Origin of the sequence: Mycolicibacterium hippocampi (assembly GCF_010723735.1) — a bacterium.
Classification (GTDB): Bacteria; Actinomycetota; Actinomycetes; order Mycobacteriales; family Mycobacteriaceae; genus Mycobacterium; species Mycobacterium hippocampi.
In genome coordinates this window covers 5,404,493-5,425,714 of sequence record NZ_BLLB01000002.1, presented here as the reverse complement: position 1 = coordinate 5,425,714, position 21,222 = coordinate 5,404,493, and the positions used below count along the sequence as shown (strand labels likewise).

General features: G+C 67.9%; 17 protein-coding genes. 10 read left to right on the top strand and 7 right to left on the bottom strand.

The features are described from left to right. Positions 1–20: 20 nt before the first annotated feature. The 4 genes from purN to G6N53_RS27060 all read left to right on the top strand — a co-directional run bounded on the left by purN (position 21) and on the right by G6N53_RS27060 (position 5,665). The gene (gene purN, locus G6N53_RS27075) at positions 21–650 is read left to right on the top strand and encodes a phosphoribosylglycinamide formyltransferase (protein WP_163894353.1); all 630 of its coding nucleotides are present in this window, start codon (positions 21–23) and stop codon (positions 648–650) included. Then, on the top strand, positions 647–2,230 hold the full coding sequence (gene purH / locus G6N53_RS27070; protein WP_163894351.1) for a bifunctional phosphoribosylaminoimidazolecarboxamide formyltransferase/IMP cyclohydrolase: 1,584 nt from the start codon (positions 647–649) through the stop codon (positions 2,228–2,230). The genes purN and purH overlap by 4 nt, the downstream gene beginning before the upstream one ends. 92 nt (positions 2,231–2,322) lie before the next feature. Then, entirely contained in the window at positions 2,323–3,705 is a 1,383-nt protein-coding gene (locus G6N53_RS27065) for a sigma 54-interacting transcriptional regulator (protein WP_163894349.1), read from the top strand. Next, positions 3,698–5,665 carry a vWA domain-containing protein gene (locus G6N53_RS27060; protein ID WP_163894347.1) on the top strand — a complete coding sequence of 656 codons (1,968 nt, stop codon included), beginning with the start codon at positions 3,698–3,700 and terminating at the stop codon, positions 5,663–5,665. Before G6N53_RS27065 ends, G6N53_RS27060 begins: the two co-directional genes overlap by 8 nt. Before the next feature lie 3 nt (positions 5,666–5,668). Here the strand turns inward: G6N53_RS27060 and G6N53_RS27055 are convergent, their stop codons facing one another. From G6N53_RS27055 to G6N53_RS27025, 7 genes are all read right to left on the bottom strand, one after another. Further along, the gene (locus tag G6N53_RS27055) at positions 5,669–6,250 is read right to left on the bottom strand and encodes a DUF1707 SHOCT-like domain-containing protein (protein ID WP_163894345.1); all 582 of its coding nucleotides are present in this window, start codon (positions 6,248–6,250) and stop codon (positions 5,669–5,671) included. A gap of 92 nt (positions 6,251–6,342) precedes the next feature. Continuing rightward, complete coding sequence (locus G6N53_RS27050; RefSeq protein ID WP_163894343.1) at positions 6,343–7,110, bottom strand: enoyl-CoA hydratase family protein; 768 nt, start codon at positions 7,108–7,110, stop codon at positions 6,343–6,345. A gap of 13 nt (positions 7,111–7,123) precedes the next feature. Then, complete coding sequence (locus tag G6N53_RS27045) at positions 7,124–8,299, bottom strand: acyl-CoA dehydrogenase family protein (protein ID WP_163894341.1); 1,176 nt, start codon at positions 8,297–8,299, stop codon at positions 7,124–7,126. After that, positions 8,296–10,311 carry an acetyl/propionyl/methylcrotonyl-CoA carboxylase subunit alpha gene (locus tag G6N53_RS27040; RefSeq protein WP_163894339.1) on the bottom strand — a complete coding sequence of 672 codons (2,016 nt, stop codon included), beginning with the start codon at positions 10,309–10,311 and terminating at the stop codon, positions 8,296–8,298. The genes G6N53_RS27045 and G6N53_RS27040 overlap by 4 nt, the downstream gene beginning before the upstream one ends. Positions 10,312–10,390: 79 nt before the next feature. Next, complete coding sequence (locus G6N53_RS27035) at positions 10,391–11,983, bottom strand: acyl-CoA carboxylase subunit beta (protein ID WP_163894337.1); 1,593 nt, start codon at positions 11,981–11,983, stop codon at positions 10,391–10,393. Further along, positions 11,980–13,128 (bottom strand): acyl-CoA dehydrogenase family protein, encoded by a 1,149-nt coding sequence (locus G6N53_RS27030; RefSeq protein WP_163894335.1) that lies wholly within the window; start codon positions 13,126–13,128, stop codon positions 11,980–11,982. The genes G6N53_RS27035 and G6N53_RS27030 overlap by 4 nt, the downstream gene beginning before the upstream one ends. After that, complete coding sequence (locus tag G6N53_RS27025) at positions 13,125–14,807, bottom strand: acyclic terpene utilization AtuA family protein (protein ID WP_163896402.1); 1,683 nt, start codon at positions 14,805–14,807, stop codon at positions 13,125–13,127. Before G6N53_RS27025 ends, G6N53_RS27030 begins: the two co-directional genes overlap by 4 nt. A gap of 327 nt (positions 14,808–15,134) precedes the next feature. On the opposite strand from G6N53_RS27025, the gene rpmF reads away from it, so the two are divergent. The 6 genes from rpmF to mspA all read left to right on the top strand — a co-directional run bounded on the left by rpmF (position 15,135) and on the right by mspA (position 20,947). Then, complete coding sequence (gene rpmF, locus G6N53_RS27020) at positions 15,135–15,308, top strand: 50S ribosomal protein L32 (RefSeq protein WP_048474159.1); 174 nt, start codon at positions 15,135–15,137, stop codon at positions 15,306–15,308. 70 nt (positions 15,309–15,378) lie between these two features. Continuing rightward, positions 15,379–16,065: a response regulator transcription factor gene (locus tag G6N53_RS27015; protein ID WP_163894333.1), complete on the top strand. Its 687-nt coding sequence runs from the start codon at positions 15,379–15,381 to the stop codon at positions 16,063–16,065. Between the two features lie 44 nt (positions 16,066–16,109). Then, positions 16,110–17,525: a HAMP domain-containing sensor histidine kinase gene (locus tag G6N53_RS27010; RefSeq protein WP_371870899.1), complete on the top strand. Its 1,416-nt coding sequence runs from the start codon at positions 16,110–16,112 to the stop codon at positions 17,523–17,525. Positions 17,526–17,707: 182 nt separating this feature from the next. Beyond that, entirely contained in the window at positions 17,708–19,054 is a 1,347-nt protein-coding gene (locus G6N53_RS27005) for a S1C family serine protease (RefSeq protein WP_163894328.1), read from the top strand. A 47-nt stretch (positions 19,055–19,101) separates the two neighbouring features. Further along, positions 19,102–19,629 (top strand): MogA/MoaB family molybdenum cofactor biosynthesis protein, encoded by a 528-nt coding sequence (locus tag G6N53_RS27000; protein ID WP_237166658.1) that lies wholly within the window; start codon positions 19,102–19,104, stop codon positions 19,627–19,629. Between the two features lie 670 nt (positions 19,630–20,299). Beyond that, positions 20,300–20,947 carry a porin MspA gene (gene mspA, locus G6N53_RS26995; protein ID WP_163894324.1) on the top strand — a complete coding sequence of 216 codons (648 nt, stop codon included), beginning with the start codon at positions 20,300–20,302 and terminating at the stop codon, positions 20,945–20,947. Positions 20,948–21,222 lie beyond the last annotated feature (275 nt).

The following is a 21,222-nucleotide window of genomic DNA, read 5'->3' as shown; positions in this document are numbered from 1 at the left end:
GACCCATTAGGCTCTCAGGCGTGCAGCCTGCGGTCCGTGTGCCCCCGAGCGCACCGGCGCGGCTGGTGGTGCTGGCCTCCGGCACCGGTTCGCTTCTGGCGTCGCTGCTGAGCTCCGCGGTCGGGGACTATCCGGCAAGAGTGGTCGCCGTGGGTACCGACCGGGTCTGCGCCGCTCTCGACATCGCTGCGGCCGAGTCGATACCGACGTTCACGGTCCCGCTCGCCGACCATCCCCGCCGCGAGCTGTGGGACGCTGCCGTCACCGAGGCGACCGCGGTCCACGAGCCAGACCTGGTGGTATCGGCGGGGTTCATGAAGATCCTTGGCCCCCAGTTTCTTTCGAGGTTCCCCGGGCGGGTGGTCAACACCCATCCGGCGCTGCTGCCCGCATTCCCCGGTGCGCACGCGGTGTCGGATGCCCTGGCCTACGGGGTCAGGGTCACCGGATGCACGGTGCACCTCGTCGACGCCGGGACCGACACCGGGCCGATACTGGCCCAGCGGGCGGTACCCGTGCTTGACGACGACGACGAAGCCGTTCTGCACGAACGGATCAAGGTGATCGAACGACAGCTGCTGGTGGAGGTACTGGAAGCGGTGGCAACCCACGGCGTGACCTGGACAGGACGAAAGGCGACCATAGGATGAGTGAGAACGAGGGCCTGTTCCGGCGGCCGATCCGCCGTGCGTTGATCAGCGTCTACGACAAGACCGGTCTGGTGCCGCTCGCGCAGGGTCTGCACTCCGCCGGTGTCGACATCGTGTCCACCGGATCGACCGCCAAAACCATTGCAGACGCCGGTATCCCGGTCACGCCGGTCGAGGATGTCACGGGTTTCCCCGAGGTGCTCGACGGCCGTGTCAAGACGCTGCACCCGCACGTGCACGCCGGACTGCTGGCCGATCAGCGCAAGCCCGAGCATGTGTCGGCGCTCGCTGAACTCGGGGTCGCGGCGTTCGAACTCGTTGTGGTGAACCTGTACCCGTTCACCCAGACGGTCAACTCCGGCGCAGCGGTCGACGAGTGTGTGGAGCAGATCGACATCGGCGGGCCGTCGATGGTGCGTGCCGCCGCGAAGAACCACCCGAGCGTCGCGGTGGTCGTCGAGCCGTTGGGCTACGACGGGGTACTGGCTGCGGTGCGGGCCGGCGGGTTCACCCTTGCCGAGCGAAAGAAGCTGGCGTCGCTGGCATTCCGGCACACTGCTGAGTACGACGTGGCGGTGGCGTCGTGGATGGAGTCGGTACTGGCCCCCGAAGGCGGAGAGGCTGCGCCGTCGTTGCCGCCATGGCTCGGCGCGACGTTCCGGCGTGCCGCCGTGTTGCGGTACGGCGAGAACCCCCATCAGCAGGCCGCCCTCTACAGCGACGACGGTGCGTGGCCGGGACTCGCCCAGGCCTTGCAGCTGCACGGAAAAGAGATGTCCTACAACAACTACACCGACGCCGATGCGGCGTGGCGCGCGGCCTTCGACCACGAGGACACCTGCGTGGCGATCATCAAGCACGCCAACCCGTGCGGTATCGCGGTGTCGTCGGTTTCGGTGGCCGATGCCCACCGCAAGGCCCACGAGTGCGACCCGCTGTCGGCGTTCGGCGGCGTCATCGCGGCCAACACCGAGGTCAGCGTCGAGATGGCCGAGACCGTCGCCGGCATCTTCACCGAGGTGATCATCGCGCCGGCCTACGCGCCCGGCGCGGTGGAAGTGCTCACCGGGAAGAAGAACATCCGCGTGCTGGTCGCCTCCGAGCCTGCGATCGGGGGCACCGAGTTCCGTCAGATCAGCGGCGGTCTGTTGCTGCAGCAGCGCGATGCGATCGACGCCGCGGGCGACGACCCGGTGAACTGGACGCTGGCCACCGGATCACCAGCGGATCCGCAGACGCTGGCCGATCTGGTGTTCGCCTGGCGCACCTGCCGTGCAGTCAAGTCCAACGCGATCGTCGTCGCCAAGGACGGGGCCACCGTCGGAGTGGGGATGGGTCAGGTCAACCGGGTGGATGCCGCCCGGCTGGCGGTCGAACGGGCCGGGGCCCGCACCCGGGACGCCGTCGCGGCCTCCGATGCGTTCTTCCCGTTCCCGGACGGCCTGGAGACGCTGACCCGCGCGGGGGTGAAGGCGATCGTGCATCCCGGCGGTTCGGTCCGCGACGACGAGGTGACCGCAGCCGCCGAGGGGGCCGGCATCACGCTGTATCTGACCGGAGCGCGTCACTTCGCGCACTGACGCCGACGGCGAGCGCGCGCAAAATGCCAGTTCGCGGCGGTGTGTCGGGGACAGACACGCGCGCCCGCGGACAGGAGTCGTAGCGTGGAGTGGTGACTTCACCTAACGACCTCCCACGCACTGTCGGTGAGCTGCGGGCATCCGGGCATCAGGAACGCAGCGTCAAGGCCGAGATGCGGGAGAACCTGCTGGCCGCGCTGTCCGAAAGCCGTGATCTGTGGACCGGCATCCTCGGCTTCGACGACACCGTCATCCCCCAGCTGGAACGCGCCATCATCGCCGGTCATGACCTGGTGCTGCTCGGCGAACGCGGCCAGGGCAAGACCCGGCTGCTGCGCGCGCTGACCGCACTGCTCGACGAGTGGACCCCGGTGATCGCCGGGGCGGAAATCGGTGAGCATCCGTACAGCCCCATCACGCCCGAGTCGATCAGGCGGGCCGCCGACTCCGGCGACGACCTGCCGGTGACGTGGCGGCACCGCAGCGAGCGCTACACCGAGAAGCTGGCCACCCCCGACACCAGCGTCGCGGACCTGGTCGGCGACATCGACCCGATCAAGGTCGCCGAGGGCCGCTCGCTGGGAGATCCGGAAACCATCGCCTACGGCCTGATCCCGCGGGCGCACCGGGGCATCGTCGCCGTCAACGAGCTCCCCGACCTCGCCGAGCGCATCCAGGTCGCGATGCTCAACGTGATGGAGGAACGGGACATCCAGGTGCGCGGCTACACGCTGCGGCTGCCGCTGGACGTACTGGTCGTCGCCAGCGCCAATCCAGAGGACTACACGAACCGTGGCCGGATCATCACCCCGCTCAAGGACCGGTTCGGCGCCGAGATCCGCACCCACTACCCGCTCGAGTTGGTCGCCGAGGTGGGCGTGATCTCCCAGGAAGCCCACTTGGCCGCCGAAGTGCCCGACCATCTGCTGCAGATCCTGGCCCGGTTCGCGCGCAGCCTGCGGGAGTCGAGCTCCATCGACCAGCGGTCCGGGGTGTCGGCGAGGTTCGCGATCGCGGCTGCCGAGACCGTCGCGGCATCCGCGCGACACCGGGCCGCGGTGCTCGGTGAGCAGGATCCGGTGGCGCGCGTGGTGGACCTCGGGTCGGTGATCGACGTGCTACGCGGCAAGTTGGAGTTCGAATCCGGCGAGGAAGGCCGTGAGCAGGCGATCCTCGAACATCTGCTGCGCCGCGCCACCGCCGACACCGCACAGCGGCTGCTCGGCGGCATCGATGTGGGCCCGATCGTGACGGCGGTCGAGAACGGCTCGCCGGTCACCACCGGGGACCGGGTGTCGGCACGCGACGTGCTCGCCGCGGTTCCCGAGGTGTCCGCGGTCGCCGAGATCCAGCAACGGCTGCAGGCATCCAGCGACGGCCAGCGGGCTGCCGCGATCGAGCTGGCGTTGGAGGCGCTGTATCTCGCCAAGCGCATCGACAAGGTCTCCGATGAGGGCGAAACCGTCTATGGCTAAGCGCTTGTCGCGCTACTCGCGATACACGGGCGGCCCGGACCCGCTGGCCCCTCCGGTGGATCTGCGCGAGGCGCTCGAGGCGATCGGCCAGGACGTCATGGAGGGCACCTCCCCGCGGCGGGCGCTGTCGGAGTTGCTCAGGCGTGGTTCGGCGAACATGCGGGGCGCCGACAAGCTGGCGGCCGAAGCCAACCGGCGCCGACGGGAACTGTTGCAGCGCAACAACCTCGACGGCACGCTCGCCGACATCAAGAAGCTGCTCGACGAGGCGGTGCTGGCCGAGCGCAAGGAACTGGCGCGCGCGCTCGACGACGACGCCCGTTTCGGGGAGTTGCAGCTGGAGTCCCTTTCGCCGTCGCCGGCCAAGGCTGTCCAGGAGCTCGCCGACTACGACTGGCGGTCGCAGGAGGCTCGCGAGAAGTACGAACAGATCCGCGACCTGCTCGGCCGCGAGATGCTCGACCAGCGTTTCGCCGGCATGAAGCAGGCGCTGGAGAACGCCACCGACGAGGACCGGCAGCGTGTCAACGAGATGCTCGACGACCTCAACGACCTGCTGGACAAGCACGCAAGAGGGCAAGACTCCCCAGAAGATTTTCAAGACTTCATGGCCAAGCACGGCGAGTTCTTCCCGGAGAATCCGCGCAACATCGACGAGCTGCTGGACTCGCTGGCACAGCGGGCCGCGGCCGCACAGCGGTTCCGCAACAGCCTCTCCGACGAGCAGCGAGCGGAGCTGGACTCGCTGGCGCAGCAGGCTTTCGGGTCACCGTCGTTGATGAATGCGCTCAACCGTCTCGACGGCCATCTGCAGGCCGCACGACCGGGGGAGGACTGGACAGGCTCGCAGCGGTTCTCCGGAGGTGATCCGCTGGGCATGGGGGAAGGCGCCCAGGCGCTGGCCGACATCTCCGAACTCGAACAGCTCGCCGAGCAGCTCTCGCAGAGCTACGCCGGAGCGACGATGGACGACGTCGACCTCGACATGCTGGCCCGCCAGCTCGGGGACGAAGCCGCGGTGAACGCGCGCACCCTGGCCGATCTCGAACGCGCACTGATGAACCAGGGGTTCCTGGATCGCGGATCCGACGGGCAGTGGCGGTTGTCGCCCAAGGCGATGCGCCAGTTGGGGCAAGCCGCGTTGAGAGATGTGGCGCAACAACTCTCGGGTCGGCACGGGGAGCGTGACACCCGTCGGGCCGGGGCGGCCGGCGAACTGACCGGCGCCACCCGACCGTGGCAGTTCGGCGACACCGAGCCGTGGAACGTCACCCGCACCCTCACCAATGCGGTGCTGCGCGAGGCCGGCACCGCAGAACCCGCCAAGCCGATACGGATCACCGTCGAGGACGTCGAGATCTCCGAGACCGAGACCCGCACCCAGGCGGCGGTGGCGCTGCTGGTCGACACGTCGTTCTCGATGGTGATGGAGAACCGGTGGCTGCCGATGAAGCGCACCGCACTGGCCCTCAACCACCTGGTCAGTACCCGGTTCCGGTCGGACGACCTGCAGATCGTCGCGTTCGGCCGGTACGCCCGCACGGTGACCGCCACCGAGCTGACCGGGCTCGAGGGGGTCTACGAACAGGGCACCAACCTGCACCACGCGCTCGCGCTGGCCGCCCGCCACCTGCGGCGACACCCCAACGCCCAACCGGTGGTCCTCGTGGTCACCGACGGTGAACCCACCGCACACCTCGAGAACTTCGACGGGTCCTCGGAGGTGTTCTTCGACTACCCGCCTCATCCCCGCACGATCGCGCACACGGTGCGCGGTTTCGACGAGATCGCCCGGCTGGGGGCACAGGTGACGATCTTCCGGCTGGGCAGCGACCCGGGACTGGCGCGGTTCATCGACCAGGTGGCCCGCCGGGTGGGCGGACGGGTGGTGGAGCCGGACCTCGACGGTCTGGGCGCGGCGGTGGTCAGCGACTACTTGAGCGCCAAACGGCGCCGCTGAACGTCAGGCCGCGGCCGTGCGTTTCTTGCGTTTGACCGCGACCTTGCCCCACAGCGAGAACCCGCGAACCCTGACGCACGGCGCGCCGGGGGAACCTTCCCCGCTGACGCGCTGATCGAAACTGCCCATCACGGCGACCCCGCGCAGATCGACGTTGACCTCGGGCGGCACCAGGATCGTCTGCCCGCCCATGATCGAGTAAGAGTGGATCTCGACATCGTGGGAGGTGAAGTCGGCGTAGCGCATGTCGACCACGCCCCCGCCCCAGAAGGCGAAGGTGGTCAGCCGGCTCGGCACGTTCCACCGACCGCGGCGTTCGTAACCGCTGAGGATTGCCAGCAGCAGCGTCGACGGAGCCGGCCGGCACGGTCCGGAGCGCCCCTGGGTCACCGACCCGGGCAAGTCGTCGGACAGCCGAGCGAGTTCGTCGTAGGTCTGGGCGGCGTAAGCCCTGTTCAGCCGGTCTTCGTACTCGGTCAGCTCGAGGGTGCCGGATGCCGCGGCATCGGTCAGCAATTGCGCGACCTGAATCCGGTCGGTGTCCGCAGCGCGCATCGACCCGTGCCGCGACGCGGGGGTGCTCATCGGGACCTTCTGGTGTTCGCGCAAGCGCACATCGCCCACGAGCCTACGACGAACACCGGTACATGCAAGGGCCTTGGCCAAACTGTAAGCGTTCAGCCGGCCCAATCGGGTCTGCGCTTCTGGAGGAAGGCCAGCATTCCTTCGCGGGCCTCCTCGGAAACGAACAGCGCCGCCGACCGTTGCGTCAGTTTCTCTGCGTGCAGATCGAAGTCGGCAAGGATGGCTGCCGTCGTCAACCGCTTCGACTCGGCCAGACCCTGGGGCGACCCCTGCGCCACCGCGGCAGCCAACTCGGTGACCGTCGCCGCTACGTCATCGGTGGCCACGGTGATCAGCCCGGTCTCGGCGGCAGCCTGCGCACCGAACTTCTCTCCGGTGACGAAGTACCGGCCGGCCGCGCGCGCCGTCATCTTCGGCAGCAGCGTCAACGAGATGATCGAGGGGGCGACGCCGATCCGCGCCTCGGTGAGCGCGAAAGTGCTGGCGCTTCCCGCCACCGCGATGTCACACGCACCGACCAGCCCCAGCCCGCCGGCTCTGACGTGGCCGTCGATCGCCGCGATGACCGGCAACGGCGACTCGAGAATCCTGCGCAGCAGCCGGGTCAGTTCCCGCGCCCGCACGACGGCCAGATCGCCGGGATCGCGTCCGGAGGCCTCGCCCAGATCGGCCCCCGCGCAGAAGGTGCCGCCGGTGTGACCGAGCACGACCACCCGCACCCCCTGTTCGGCCGATGCGCGCGTCAGACCGTCGTGCAGTTGTTCGACCAGCGCGGTGGACAGGGCGTTGCGGTTACTCGGTGAATCCAGCGTGAGCTGTGCGACCGGGCCTTCGGCGTGATATCTGACCAGCGTGTCCATCAGTACGACTCCATCAGTAGGAGCGGGGCAGTCCGAGCGAGGTCTGCGCCACGAAGTTGAGGATCATCTCGCGGCTGACCGGCGCGATGCGTGCCAGCCTGGATGCGGTCAGCACCGAGGCGATGCCGTACTCCTTGGTCAGGCCGTTACCGCCGAGGGACTGCACGGCCTGGTCGACGGCGCGCACCGACGCCTCGCCGGCGGCGTACTTGGCCATGTTCGCGGCTTCGGCGGCGCCCGCGTCGTCGCCGCTGTCGTAGAGGGCGGCGGCCTTCTGCATCATCAGCTTGGCCAGCTCGATCTCGATGTGGTTCTGCGCCAGCGGATGTGAGAGGCCCTGGTGCGCACCGATGGGTGTCTTCCACACCTGACGGGTCTTGACGTAGTCGACGGCCTTGCCGATCGCGAAGCGGCCCATGCCGACCGCGCTGGCGGCGCCCATGATGCGCTCCGGGTTCAACCCGGCGAACAGCTGCGCGATCGCCGCGTCCTCCGATCCGACGAGCGCGTCGGCGGGCAGGCGTACCTCGTCCATGAACACCTGGAACTGGAACTCGGGACTGACGATCTCCATCGGGATCTTCGTGTAGGTGAAGCCCGGGGTGTCGGTGGGCACCACGAACAGCGCCGGTTTGAGCGATTCGGACCTGGCCGCGCCGTTCGTTTGCAAGGTGCGGCCGACCACCAGCACCGCCTGGGCCTGGTCGACGCCGGAGATGTACACCTTCTGCCCGGACAGGATCCAGTCGCCGCCGTCACGCCGGGCAGTCGTGGTGATCTTGTGCGAGTTCGAACCGGCGTCGGGTTCGGTGATGGCAAACGCCATGGTGGTGGTTCCGTCGGCGATCCCGGGCAGCCAGCGTTGCTTCTGCTCGTCGGTGCCGAACTTCGAGATGATGGTGCCGTTGATCGCGGGGGAGACCACCATCATCAGCAGCGCCGCGCCGGCGGCGGCCATCTCCTCCATCACCAGGCTCAACTCGTACATGCCGGCACCGCCGCCGCCGTACTCCTCGGGCAGGTTCACCCCGATGAATCCGAGTTTGCCTGCCTCGGACCACAGTTCATCGGTGTGCTGTCCCGCGCGGGCCTTCTCCAGGTAGTACTCCTGGCCGTAGTTGGCGGCCATCGCGGCCACCGCCTTGCGTAACGCCTGCTGTTCCTCGGTCTCGACGAAGCCGTGGGTCATGGGGTTCCTCCTGGGTTGTCCGCCTGCCCGGGGTTGTCCACCCGGGCGAGGATGGCGCCGACCTCGACCTGTCGGCCCGGTTCGACGTTCAGTTCGACGAGCACGCCGTCCGCCGGAGCGGTGATGGTGTGCTCCATCTTCATCGCCTCCAGCCAGATCAGCGGCTGCCCGGCCGCCACCGTGTCACCGACCGCGGCCCCGACCCGCAGCACCGACCCCGGCATCGGCGCCAGCAGCGAACCGTGGGCCAGCGCGTCGTCCGGGTCGGGGAAGCGGGGCTGCACGAGCAGGGACACCGAGCCCAGCGGCGAGTCCACAAAAACGGCGTCGCCGTAGTGGGCGACGTCGAACGGGTGGTCCACGCGCGGCCCGTGCGTGCCGACCGACAGCACCACCCGTTGCGGGGTGGCCGAGACGAGCGTGACGGCCGAGATGTCCGTGCCATCGGTGTCATCCGCGACCTGCACTCCGGCTCGGGTGAAGCGGTAGCGAACCTCATGGCTGCGACCGTCGGCGTCCTCGTAGCGCTTCGTCTGATACCCCGATGCCAGGTTGCGCCAGCCGCTGGGCGCGGCACCGAAGACCGTTGCGGTGCTTCGGTTGTGCGCAGCGTCTGCCAGGGCCGCGGCGATCGCCGACAACTTGGTGGCGCGAGTGTCCCCGACCCGGGCGGCCAGCGCCGCCAGGCCGTGGGTGTCGAAGAACGCCGTGTCCGTGGCCCCGTCGAGGAAAGCCGAGTGGCGCAGCACGTTGACGAGCAGGTCCCGGTTGGTGCGGACGCCGTGTATCCGGGTGCGGGCCAGGGCGTCGGCGAGCAGTGTCGCGGCGTGGTGGCGGGTTGGTGCGTGGGAGACGATCTTCGCCACCATCGGGTCGTAGAAGACCGAGATCACCGACCCGTCGGTGATGCCCGAGTCGAGGCGCACACCGATCCTGTCGAGGAGCCCGAAGTGGGTGGACGTCGCTGGCACGGAGAAGTGGTGCACCGTGCCGGCCTGCGGCTGCCAGTTCTTCGCCGGGTCCTCGGCGTACAACCTGGCCTCGATGGCCGAACCCCGGGATGCCGGCGGCGCGGGGTCGAGCGCTGCGCCGTCGGCGATCAGCAGTTGCAACTCGACGAGGTCGAGACCGGTGGTGAGTTCGGTGACCGGATGTTCGACCTGCAGTCGGGTGTTCATCTCCAGGAAGAAGAACTGGCCGTCATCGGCGGCCATGAACTCGACGGTGCCCGCACCCGTGTAGCCGATGGCTGTCGCCGCCAGCCGCGCGGCCTCGAAGAGCTTGTCCCGCATGCCCACAATGCGTTCCACCAGTGGCGAGGGCGCTTCCTCGATGATCTTCTGGTGGCGGCGCTGGATCGAGCACTCCCGCTCGCCGACCGCCCACACGGTGCCGTGCGCGTCGGCCATCACCTGCACCTCGACGTGGTGGCCGGAGTCGAGATAGCGCTCGCAGAACACCGTGGGGTCGCCGAAGGCCGACTGGGCTTCGCGGCGGGCGGCCTGGACCTGTTCGGGCAGCTCGGCGAGGTCGCGCACCACCCGCATGCCGCGCCCGCCTCCGCCGGCGGAGGCCTTGATCAGCACCGGCAGCATGTCGGTGGTCACGGTGTCCGGATCGAGTTCGTCGAGCACCGGCACACCCGCGGCGGCCATCATCTTCTTCGCCTCGATCTTGGATCCCATCGCCGCCACCGCGGCCACCGGCGGCCCGACCCAGATGAGGCCCGCGTCCTGCACCGCGGCCGCGAACTCCGCGTTCTCCGAGAGGAATCCGTAGCCGGGGTGCACCGCGTCGGCGCCGGAGGCGTGGGCGGCGGCAATCAGCTGGGCCGGGTCCAGATAGCCGCGGGTGCCCTCGAGTCGCACCCGGGCGTCGGCGTCGGTGACGTGGGCAGCGTCGGCGTCCGGGTCGGTGTAGACCGCCACGGTGCCGATACCCATTCGCCTGCAGGTGGCGAACACCCGGCGGGCGATCTCACCGCGGTTGGCCACCAGGACTCGTGTGATCACGTGCTCCCCCCAGCGATTTCGGCGTGATTTCGGTCGCTCAGCGGTGAAAAGCACGCCGAATTCGCGGACATGAGGACACTCACATCCGGAAGACGCCGAAGTTCGACGTCCCCTCGATCGGCCCGTTGGCGATGGCGGACAGGCACATCCCCAGCACCGTGCGGGTATCCCGTGGGTCGATCACCCCGTCGTCGTAGAGCATGCCGGACAACACCATCGGAAGTGACTCGGCTTCGATCTGACCTTCGATAGCGGCGCGCATCGCGGAATCAGCCTCCTCGTCAAATTTCTGCCCGCGGGCCTCGGTGGCGGCGCGGTTCACGATCGACAGCACCCCGGCCAGCTGCGCACCGCCCATCACCGCCGACTTGGCACTCGGCCACGCGAACAGGAACCGGGGGTCGTAGGCACGCCCGCACATGCCGTAGTGACCGGCGCCGTAGGACGCGCCGACCAGCAGCGACAGGTGCGGCACGGTCGAATTCGACACGGCGTTGATCATCATCGAGCCGTGCTTGATCATCCCGCCCTCCTCGTAGTCCTTGCCCACCATGTAGCCGGTGGTGTTGTGCAGGAACAACAACGGCGTGTCGGACCTGTTGGCCAGCTGGATGAACTGGGTGGCCTTCTGGGATTCCTCGCTGAACAGCACTCCGCGGGCGTTGGCCAGGATGCCCAGCGGGTAGCCGTGGAGAGTGGCCCAGCCAGTCACCAGCGATCCGCCGTACATCGGCTTGAACTCGTCGAACTCCGAACCGTCGACGATGCGGGCGATCACCTCGCGCGGGTCGAAGGGAATGCGCAGATCCGGTGGGACGACACCGATCAACTCGTTCTCGTCGAACAAGGGGGGGCGCACCGGCTGTGGCTGCGGGCCCTGCTTGCGCCAGTTCAGCCGGGCCACGATTCTGCGTCCGATGCGGATGGCATCGAGTTCGTCGACCGCGTAGTAGTCGGCCAGACCCGAGATGCGGGCGTGCATCTCGGCCCCGCCGAGCGACTCGTCGTCGGATTCCTCACCGGTGGCCATCTTCACCAGGGGAGGCCCGGCCAGGAACACCTTGGAGCGTTCCTTGATCATCACCACGTGGTCGGACATGCCCGGGATGTAGGCGCCGCCCGCGGTCGAGTTGCCGAAAACGAGGGCGACTGTCGGGATGCCGGCTGCCGACAACCGGGTCAGGTCGCGGAACATCTGCCCGCCGGGGATGAAGATCTCCTTCTGGGTGGGCAGGTCGGCGCCGCCGGACTCCACCAGGGAGATCACCGGCAGCCGGTTCTGCCGTGCGATCTGGTTGGCCCGCAGAATCTTTCGCAGAGTCCACGGATTGCTGGTGCCACCCTTGACCGTCGGATCATTGGCGACCACCAGGCATTCCACCCCGCTGACCACCCCGATGCCGACAACCACGCTCGCGCCGACGGTGAAATCGGTGCCCCAGGCAGCCAGTGGGCTCAGTTCCAGGAACGGCGAATCGGCGTCGAGCAGCGCCTCGACACGTTCCCGGGCGGTCATCTTGCCGCGGTTGTGGTGACGCGCCACGTACTTCTCGCCGCCACCTGCCAGCGCCTTGGTGTGTTCGGCCTCCAGTTCGGCGAGCTTGGCCGCCATCGCCTCGGCGGCGGCGGTGTAGCCGGGCGAGCGGGTGTCGAGAACAGACTTGAGGCTCATGGCTGGAAGCCGAGCGTCTTGGCGGCAAGCGACGTGAGGATTTCGGTGGTGCCGCCGCCGATCCCGAGGATCCGCATGTCGCGGTACTGGCGCTCGATCTCCGACTCGGCCATGTAACCCATCCCGCCGAACAACTGCACCCCCTGGTTGGCCACCCATTCGCCGGCCTCGACGGCGGTGTTCTTGGCGAAGCACACCTCGGTGATGAGGTTGCTCTCACCCGCGAGTTGGCGTTCCACCACGTGCCGGGTGTAGACGCGGGCGACGTCAACGCGGCGGGCCATCTCGGCCAGCGTGTTCTGCACCGACTGCCGGGCGATCAACGGCTTGCCGAAGGTCTCCCGGTTGCGGCACCAGTCGACGGTGAGGTCCAGGCAGCGCTGCGCACTCGAATAAGCTTGTGCCGCAAGCCCGACCCGCTCGGAGACGAAGGCGGCGGCGATCTGCAGAAAACCCGAGTTCTCGGGGCCGATCAGGTTGGCGACGGGCACCCGCACGTCGGTGTAGGACAGCTCGGCGGTATCCGATGAACGCCACCCCATCTTGTCCAGCTTGCGGCTGACCTCAAAACCGGGTGTGCCCTTGTCGACGACGATGAGTGAGACGCCGGCGGCGCCGCTCCCGCCGGTGCGCGCCGCGGTGACGACGTAGTCGGCGCGCACCCCCGATGTGATGTAAGTCTTGGCGCCGTTGAGGATGTATTCGTCACCTTCCCGGACGGCGCGTGTTGTGAGGTGTCCGACGTCGGAACCCCCACCCGGCTCAGTGATCGCCAGCGCCCCGATCTTCTCACCGCGCAGCGTCGGTCGCACATAGGTGTCGATGAGCCGCTCGTCCCCGGACGCGATCATGTGGGGCACCGCGATGCCACAGGTGAACAACGAGGCGAAGACGCCGCCGGGCGACCCTGACTGGTGCATCTCCTCACAGATGACCACGGCATCAGCCCCGTCACCGCCTTCGCCGCCGGCCGCTTCGGGGAAGCCGGCGCCGAGAAGTCCTGCGGCGGCTGCCTTGCGGTGCAGGTCGCGGGGCAGCTCACCCTCGCGCTCCCACTCGTCCACATGGGGGAGCACTTCGCGTTCGGCGAACGCGCGCACGGTCTTTCGCAGATCGTCGCGTTCGGGAGTGGTCCAGATGTTCACGACAGGTGTTCCTCCGGTGTGTCGGGCAGTATTTCGACGGGGATGTCGACACAGCGGCTGCGCAGCCACTCGCCCAGCCCCTTGGCCTGCGGATCGAACCTCGCCTGGTAGGCCACGCCTTCGCCCAGGATCCCGTCGATCACGAAGTTGACGGCACGCAGGTTGGCGAATACATGCCGGGCGACGGACAGGTCAGCCGTCTCGGGCAGCAGTTCGCGCAACTTCTCCACCGTCAGGGTGTGCGCCAACCAACGCCACTGATCGTCGGCCTGCTTGCCCGTCACCCACACCCCGATGTTCGCGCTGCCCCCCTTGTCGCCGCTGCGTGCCCCGGCGATGGTGCCCAGCGGGACACGCCGTGTCGGACCGCCGGGCAGCGGTGCAGGCAGCGCTGCCGGTGCCGTCGGCTGCAGTTCCAGCGTCCGGGTCGGGTGTGGGATCACAGTGCGGGAGCCGTTGGGATGCACGGCGACGTGTTCGACCTGATCGGCCGGCAGGTAGGCCGCGGTGAATACGCCGTACACCTGGCCGTCGCCGGGCGGTGCGGTTGTGGTGAAACCCGGATAGCTGGCCAGCGCCAGTTCGACTGCCGCCGAGGAGAACTGGCGTCCGACGGCGGAGGAATCGGGGTCGCGCGCCACACATCGCAACAGCGCGCTCGCCGTCTGCTGGGTGTCGGCGTCGGGATGGTCGGTGCGCGCCAGCGTCCAATCGAGCTCGGAGGGGATCACCGCAAGACTGCTTTCCAGCTGCCTGCGAACCAGTTCGGCTTTGGCCTCGATGTCGAGTCCGGTGAGGATGAACGTCATCTCGTTGCGGAAGCCGCCGATGCTGTTGAGGGAGACCTTCAGCGTGGGTGGCGGCGGCTCGCCGACCACCCCGCGGACGCGGACGCGGTCGGCGCCTTCGTCGCACAACTCGATCGAGTCCACGCGCAGCGTAGCGTCGGGGTTGGCGTAGCGCGCCCCCGAGATCTCGTAGAGCAGTTGCGCGGTGACGGTGTCCACGGTCACCGCGCCTCCGGTCCCCGGATGTTTGGTGATGACCGAGGATCCATCGGCGTCGATCTCGGCGATCGGGAATCCGGGCCGTGTCAACGCGGTCAGATCGGGGAAATCGCGGGTGAAGAAGGAGTAATTACCCCCGGTGGCCTGGGTGCCGCATTCGATGACGTGGCCGGCGGCGATCGCACCGGCGATCGCGGCATGGTCGTCGCGGCTCCAGCCGAAGTGCGCCGCGGCGGGTCCGACGGTGACGGATGCGTCAGTCACCCGTCCTGTGACGACGACGTCGGCGCCGGCGTCGAGGCAGTCCACGATGCCCCAGGCGCCGAGGTAGGCGTTGGCGGTCAGAGGGCTGCCCAGGCCCAGCTCGGCGACCCGCGGCAGCAGGTCGTCACCTTCGACATGGGCGACCGAGAGCGCGATGCCGAGCTCGTCGGCCAGCGCACGGACGGCCGCCGCCAGACCGGCGGGGTTGAGGCCTCCGGCATTGGTGACGATGCGGACGCCGCGGTCGCGGGCCGGGCCCAGGCACTGTTCGAGCTGGCGCAGGAATGTCTTGGCGTAACCCTTGTCCGGGTTCTTCATCCGGTCGCGTCCCAGGATGAGCATCGTCAGTTCGGCCAGGTAGTCGCCGGTCAGGTAGTCGAGATCGCCGCCGGTGAGCATCTCCTGCATCGCCGAGATCCGGTCGCCGTAGAAACCCGAGCAGTTGCCGATCCGAACCGGGGTGCGGACCCGATCACCACCCGCTGATGTCACCCGCGCTCCCGTCGTCGATGACCAACCAACCGGTAGGTTACTGCGTACCGTCGGTACCGCGTCAACCCCCTGGTCAGCAGTGCCGGTTGTCGCCGGGTTGTTCCTGCCGCCTCCGTCCGGCAGGCGGAGTTTGGAACCCGTCCAGCTCACCGGCTATCCTGGTCGGCAATTGCCGGTGCCCGGTAGTGCCTGTCACGGGCAGCGCCGCACCGGATGACACCCCGATAGATGGAGAGCTCGATCATGGCTGTGCCCAAGCGCAGGATGTCGCGCGCGAACACCCGTAGCCGGCGCGCGCAGTGGAAGGCCACCCGTACCGAACTCGTCGGCGTGTCGGTGGCCGGGCAGCAGCACAAGGTGCCGCGCCGTCTGCTCAAGGCCGCTCGTCTGGGATTGATCGACCTCGACCGCCGCTAGATGACTTGACTCGCCGGCTGAGCGGCGCGCCTCTCAGGCCACTCTCAGCCGGGGGGTCGACACTGGTCCAGTGCGCATACTTGTCGTTGACGACGATCGCGCGGTGCGCGAATCCCTGCGACGATCCCTTTCCTTCAACGGGTATTCGGTCGAGCTCGCGCAAGACGGTCGGGAAGCGCTGGATCTGATCTCCAGCCACCGGCCCGACGCGGTGGTGCTCGACGTGATGATGCCGCGTCTGGACGGGCTGGAGGTGTGCCGGCAGCTTCGCAGCACCGGCGACGACCTGCCGATCCTCGTGCTCACCGCACGTGACTCCGTGTCCGAGCGGGTGGCCGGTCTGGACGCCGGAGCCGACGACTACCTACCCAAGCCGTTCGCGTTGGAGGAGTTGCTGGCCCGGATGCGTGCGCTGCTGCGCCGCACCAATCCCGAAGACGGCAGTGAATCGGCGGCGATGACCTTTTCGGACCTGTCGCTTGATCCGGTGACGCGCGAGGTCACCCGTGGCGACCGGCCGATCAGCCTCACCCGTACCGAGTTCTCGCTGCTCGAGATGCTGATCGCCAACCCTCGACGGGTCCTCACCCGCAGCCGTATCCTCGAGGAGGTCTGGGGCTTCGACTTCCCCACCTCGGGCAACGCCCTCGAGGTCTACGTCGGCTACCTGCGGCGCAAGACCGAGGCCGAGGGGGAGCCGCGGCTGATCCACACCGTGCGCGGAGTGGGATACGTGCTGCGGGAGACACCGCCCTGATGACCGATCGCACCTTCAGCCCGTGGTCCGGGACCCCGACGCCGATGCCCCCGCCCACCACTTCGGTGTCCCTGCGGTGGCGGGTGATGCTGCTGGCCATGTCGATGGTGGCGATGGTGGTGGTGTTGATGGCGGTCGCCGTCTACGCGGTCGTGTCCCGGGCGCTCTACGACGACATCGACACCCAACTGCGCAGCCGTGCCGACCTGCTGATCGAGAGCGGAACACTGACCGCCGATCCGGCCAGCGTGATCGAGGGCACCGCGTACTCCGAGATGAACGCGATGCTGTTCACCACGCGGGCCATCTACACCGCCAACCAGCAGGGCCAGACGCTGCCGTTGGGCGGGCCCGAAAAGGACGTGATCCAGGGCAAGCTGCTGATGTCGTTGCGCACCGTCAACCATCAGCGGGTGCTCGCCAGGCATCTTCCCGCCAGCGGTGACTCGCTGCTGATCTCGATGAGCCTCGAGCCGACCGGCAAGGTGCTCCGGCGCTTGGGCACCGTCCTGCTGATCGTCGGCGGGATCGGCGTAGCCGTCGCGGCGATCGTCGGCGGCATGGTGGCGCGCACCGGTCTGCGTCCGGTGGCCCGCCTCACCCAGGCGGCTGAACGGGTCGCTCGCACAGACGACCTGCGGCCGATTCCGGTGTACGGCACCGACGAGCTCGCCCGCCTCACCGAGGCTTTCAACATGATGCTGCGGGCGCTTGCCGAATCCCGGGAGCGACAGGCGCGGCTGGTCACCGATGCCGGTCACGAGTTACGCACTCCGTTGACGTCTCTGCGCACCAACGTGGAGCTGCTGATGGCATCCATGGCGCCGGGTGCGCCGCGGCTACCGGAAGAGGAGATGGTCGGGCTGCGGGCCGACGTCATCGCCCAGATCGAGGAATTGTCGACGCTGGTCGGCGATCTCGTGGATCTGACCCGCGAGGATGCCGGCGGCGTCATCCACGAGACGGTCGAGCTCGCCGAGGTGATCGATCGGTCGCTGGAGCGGGTTCGCAGGCGCCGCAACGACATCGAGTTCGACATCTCGGTCATCCCGTGGCAGGTGTACGGCGACGGGGCCGGTCTGGCCCGTGCGGTTCTCAACCTGTTGGACAACGCCGCCAAGTGGAGCCCGCCCGATGGTCGGGTGTCCGTCAGGCTCACTCAGGTCGACGCCCAGCACGCGGAGTTGGTGGTCTCCGACCACGGTCCCGGAATCCCCCCGCAGGAGCGCAGTCTCGTCTTCGAGCGGTTCTTCAGGTCGACCGCGGCCCGGGCGATGCCGGGTTCCGGTCTCGGCCTGGCGATCGTCAAACAGGTGGTTCTCAAGCACGGCGGTACCTTGCTCGTCCGGGAGACCGTTCCGGGGGGACAGCCGCCGGGCACGTCGATGCACGTGGTGCTCCCGGGTAGACCCTCTGTCGTCCGGGACGACCAGCAGGCCTCGGCGACACGCGGCAACTGATCACTGCGGTGAGCACCATCACACGGGAAGATGGCCAGCAGCAGTTCGGCGGGGTAGATCGAATCGTTATCGCTGTGGCAATTGATCTCTAAGGGGTTTCTCAGCACATTTGGGCACCCTTGGGGAGCAGCGTTCGTTGTCCCAGTCGAGAGAAACTACTTCAGGAAGAGCATCGCAGCGACATGACAAACCACCCGAGGTACTCGCCGACCCCGCCGCCGGTTCGTCAGCCCGGTGTTCACGGGCACGTGCCCCCCGGCTCCGTCGGCGCGCAGCCCCCGTACGGAGAGCAGCCTTACGACTGGCGGTATGCGACTGAGCAACAGCGGCAGGCGTTTCGGACTCATTACGACCCGTACCGTGGGGCCCCGATGCCGGCAGGGCCGGGTCAGCACCAGCGTCCCGGTATGCCTGCGCCTCCGCGTCCGCAACCCCGGAAGCGTTCCCGCGCAACGGCGTTGGCGGCCGGCGCGGCCGCGCTGGCGATCGTCTCCGCGGGTGTCGGCGGCGGTGTCGCGGTGCTGGCACACCCTGATCACAACTCCGCGGGCAGCAGCGCCTCGGGTGCGGCGCCCAGTATGCCGGCAGCCAGCGTGCCGGCCGGCACGGTCGAGCAGGTGGCCGCCAAGGTCGTCCCCAGCGTCGTGAAGCTCGAGGTGAACGTCGGACGGCAGTCCGAGGAGGGTTCCGGGGTGGTCCTGTCGACCGACGGGCTGATCCTGACGAACAACCATGTGGTCGCCGGGGCCGAGAACCCGTCGGCCGGGGCGGAGACCAAGGTGGTGTTCTCCGACGGTCGTACGACCACGTTCACCGTGATCGGCACCGACCCCGGTAGCGACATCGCCGTGGTGCGGGCCGAGAAGGTGTCGGGCCTGACGCCCATCGAGGTCGGTTCGTCGGCGGACCTGCGCGTCGGTCAGGATGTCGTGGCCATCGGGTCCCCATTGGGCCTCGACGGCACCGTCACCACGGGCATCATCAGCGCGCTGAACCGTCCCGTCGCCGCCGGTGGCGACGCGCGGAACCAGAACACCGTGCTCGACGCCATCCAGACCGATGCGGCGATCAACCCGGGTAACTCGGGAGGCGCACTGGTGAACATGAACGGTGAACTCGTCGGGATCAACTCGGCGATCGCCACGATGGGTGCCGATGCCGGCGGACCGCAGGGCGGATCCATCGGTTTGGGCTTCGCGATCCCGGTCGACCAGGCCAAGCGGATCGCCGACGAGTTGATCCAGACCGGAAGCGCGTCTCGCGCGTCGCTGGGCGTCCAGGTCGGCAACGACGCGAGTGCGGAAGGCGCCAAGATCGTCGAGGTCACCTCGGGTGGCGCCGCCGCCGCAGCCGGGCTGCCCAGCGGCGTTCTGATCACCAAGCTCAACGATCGGGTGATCGGCAGCGCAGACGCGCTGGTGGCGGCCGTGCGCTCCAAGGCCCCCGGTGACAAGGTCACGCTGACGTTCGTCGACCCGGCCGGTCAGACGGACACGGTGGAGGTCACCCTCGGCAAGGCCGACCAGTGAGGGTCGTCGACGGTCACCCGCGTCCGGACCTCGGTGTCGCTGCATCGATGTCCGTGCCGAGATATACGGTTGAGCTCATGGAACAGCCTCATGCGTTGGTCGGCCGCGCGTTGGTCGTAGTCGTCGACGACCGCACCGCCCACGGTGACGAACAGGACCACAGCGGCCCGCTGGTCACCGAACTGCTCGGGGAAGCGGGGTTCGTGGTCGATGGCGTGGTGGTGGTGTCCTCTGACGAGGTCGAGATCCGCAACGCGCTGAACACCGCGGTCATCGGAGGCGTGGACCTCGTGGTCTCGGTCGGAGGAACCGGGGTGACGCCGCGCGATGTCACCCCGGAGTCGACGCTCGAGCTGCTGGACCGGGAGTTGTTGGGCATCGCCGAGGCACTGCGGGCTTCGGGACTCTCGGCGGGTATCGCCGACGCCGGGTTGTCGCGCGGGCTCGCCGGCATCTCCGGGAGCACCCTCGTGGTGAATCTGGCCGGATCGCGTGCTGCGGTTCGCGACGGAATGGCCACCCTGGGACCGCTGGCGGCTCAGATCATCGCGCAGCTGTCCAGCTTGGAGATCTGACGAATTGCTCATGCAGGACCTTTTGGCGGCCACAGCCCGAGCAGCAGACCGGCCGGCCGTGTTAAGAGCAGGTGAACGCCCGCCGGATGCGCAGTGTGAGCTTTATCACAATGGGTTTCGACAGTGACACAAGGTCCACGGCGCTCCTCGGATGCAGTTAACAAGATTTTCGGGGAAGCCTTGCCGGAGATACCTTTTGACGAACGCGATAATTCGTCGCCCGACGACGACGCCGAGCGCGACCGCTGGCTCCGTGACAATGTGCCGCCGCATCACGACTGAACGTCCCATTCCCCAATAACCGCAGAGAGCGCACCCGTAACAGTCCGGGCCGGCAGAGCGAACACCTTGATGCGGGGCAAAAAACTGCGACGTTGCCCAAATGGAACGCCCCGCCGTCGCGGACAGGGGGTTGGAGGCGTACGGGGAACCTTCAGCAAACTACGCCCAGTTGCGCGCCCAGATCGACATCGCCGAGCCTCCGCGTTGCCGGTCTGATTCCTCCCCGTTATGTTCCTCGTGTCAACGATGAGCGAATCGTAAGAACGGACTGTGAGATTTTTAATTCCACTCACATGAAGCTCTTGCGAGGTGTGTGGTGTAGCGGTAGGCCAGGCACGAACAACTCGGTGCCCCCGCCCGGGGTTCCGTCTACATATCAAGGGAGAACATGAAGGCAATCAGTCGGGTGCTGATCGCGATGGTTGCGTCCATCGCGGCGTTGTTCGTGAGCACTGGCACCTCTCACGCAGGGCTGGACAATGAGCTGAGCCTGGTCGACGGCCAGGGTCGGACTCTGACGATCCAGCAGTGGGACACATTCCTCAACGGCGTGTTTCCCCTTGACCGGAACCGGCTGACCCGCGAGTGGTTCCACTCCGGCAAGGCGTCCTACATCGTGGCCGGCGAGGATGCCGATGAGTTCGAGGGCACCCTGGAGCTCGGTTACCAGGTGGGCTTCCCGTGGTCGCTGGGTGTGGGCATCAACTTCAGCTACACCACCCCGAACATCGCGTTCGACGGCTTCGAGGGTGACTTCGGTCCCATCCCGCTCGATGGCGGGTTCTCCGGCATCGTGACCCCGCCGTTGTTCCCCGGGGTGTCGATCTCGGCTGACCTCGGCAACGGCCCGGGTATCCAGGAAGTGGCGACCTTCAGTGTCGACGTGGAAGGGCCCGGCGGTTCGGTGGCCGTGTCCAACGCGCACGGCACGGTGACCGGTGCGGCCGGCGGTGTGCTGCTGCGTCCGTTCGCTCGGTTGGTCTCGTCGACCGGTGACAGTGTCACCACCTACGGCGAACCGTGGAACATGAACTGACATTGGAACATCAACTGACATAGCCCTGACGACAATCGGCCCCCGGCAACCGCCGGGGGTCGATTTCGTTGTGGGCGGTGCGGGCAACGGCTGGTGAACACTGGGTAAACTTGCCCAGATGCCCTGGTGGGCGGTGCCGTTCGTGTTGCCGGACTGATTTCTCCCCGTTATGTTCCTCGTGTTCAACATGAGCGAATCGTGAGAACGACATGGCGGATCTTTAATTCCACTCACATGTTGCGCTCGCGAGGTCTTGTCGCGATAGATCAGGCACG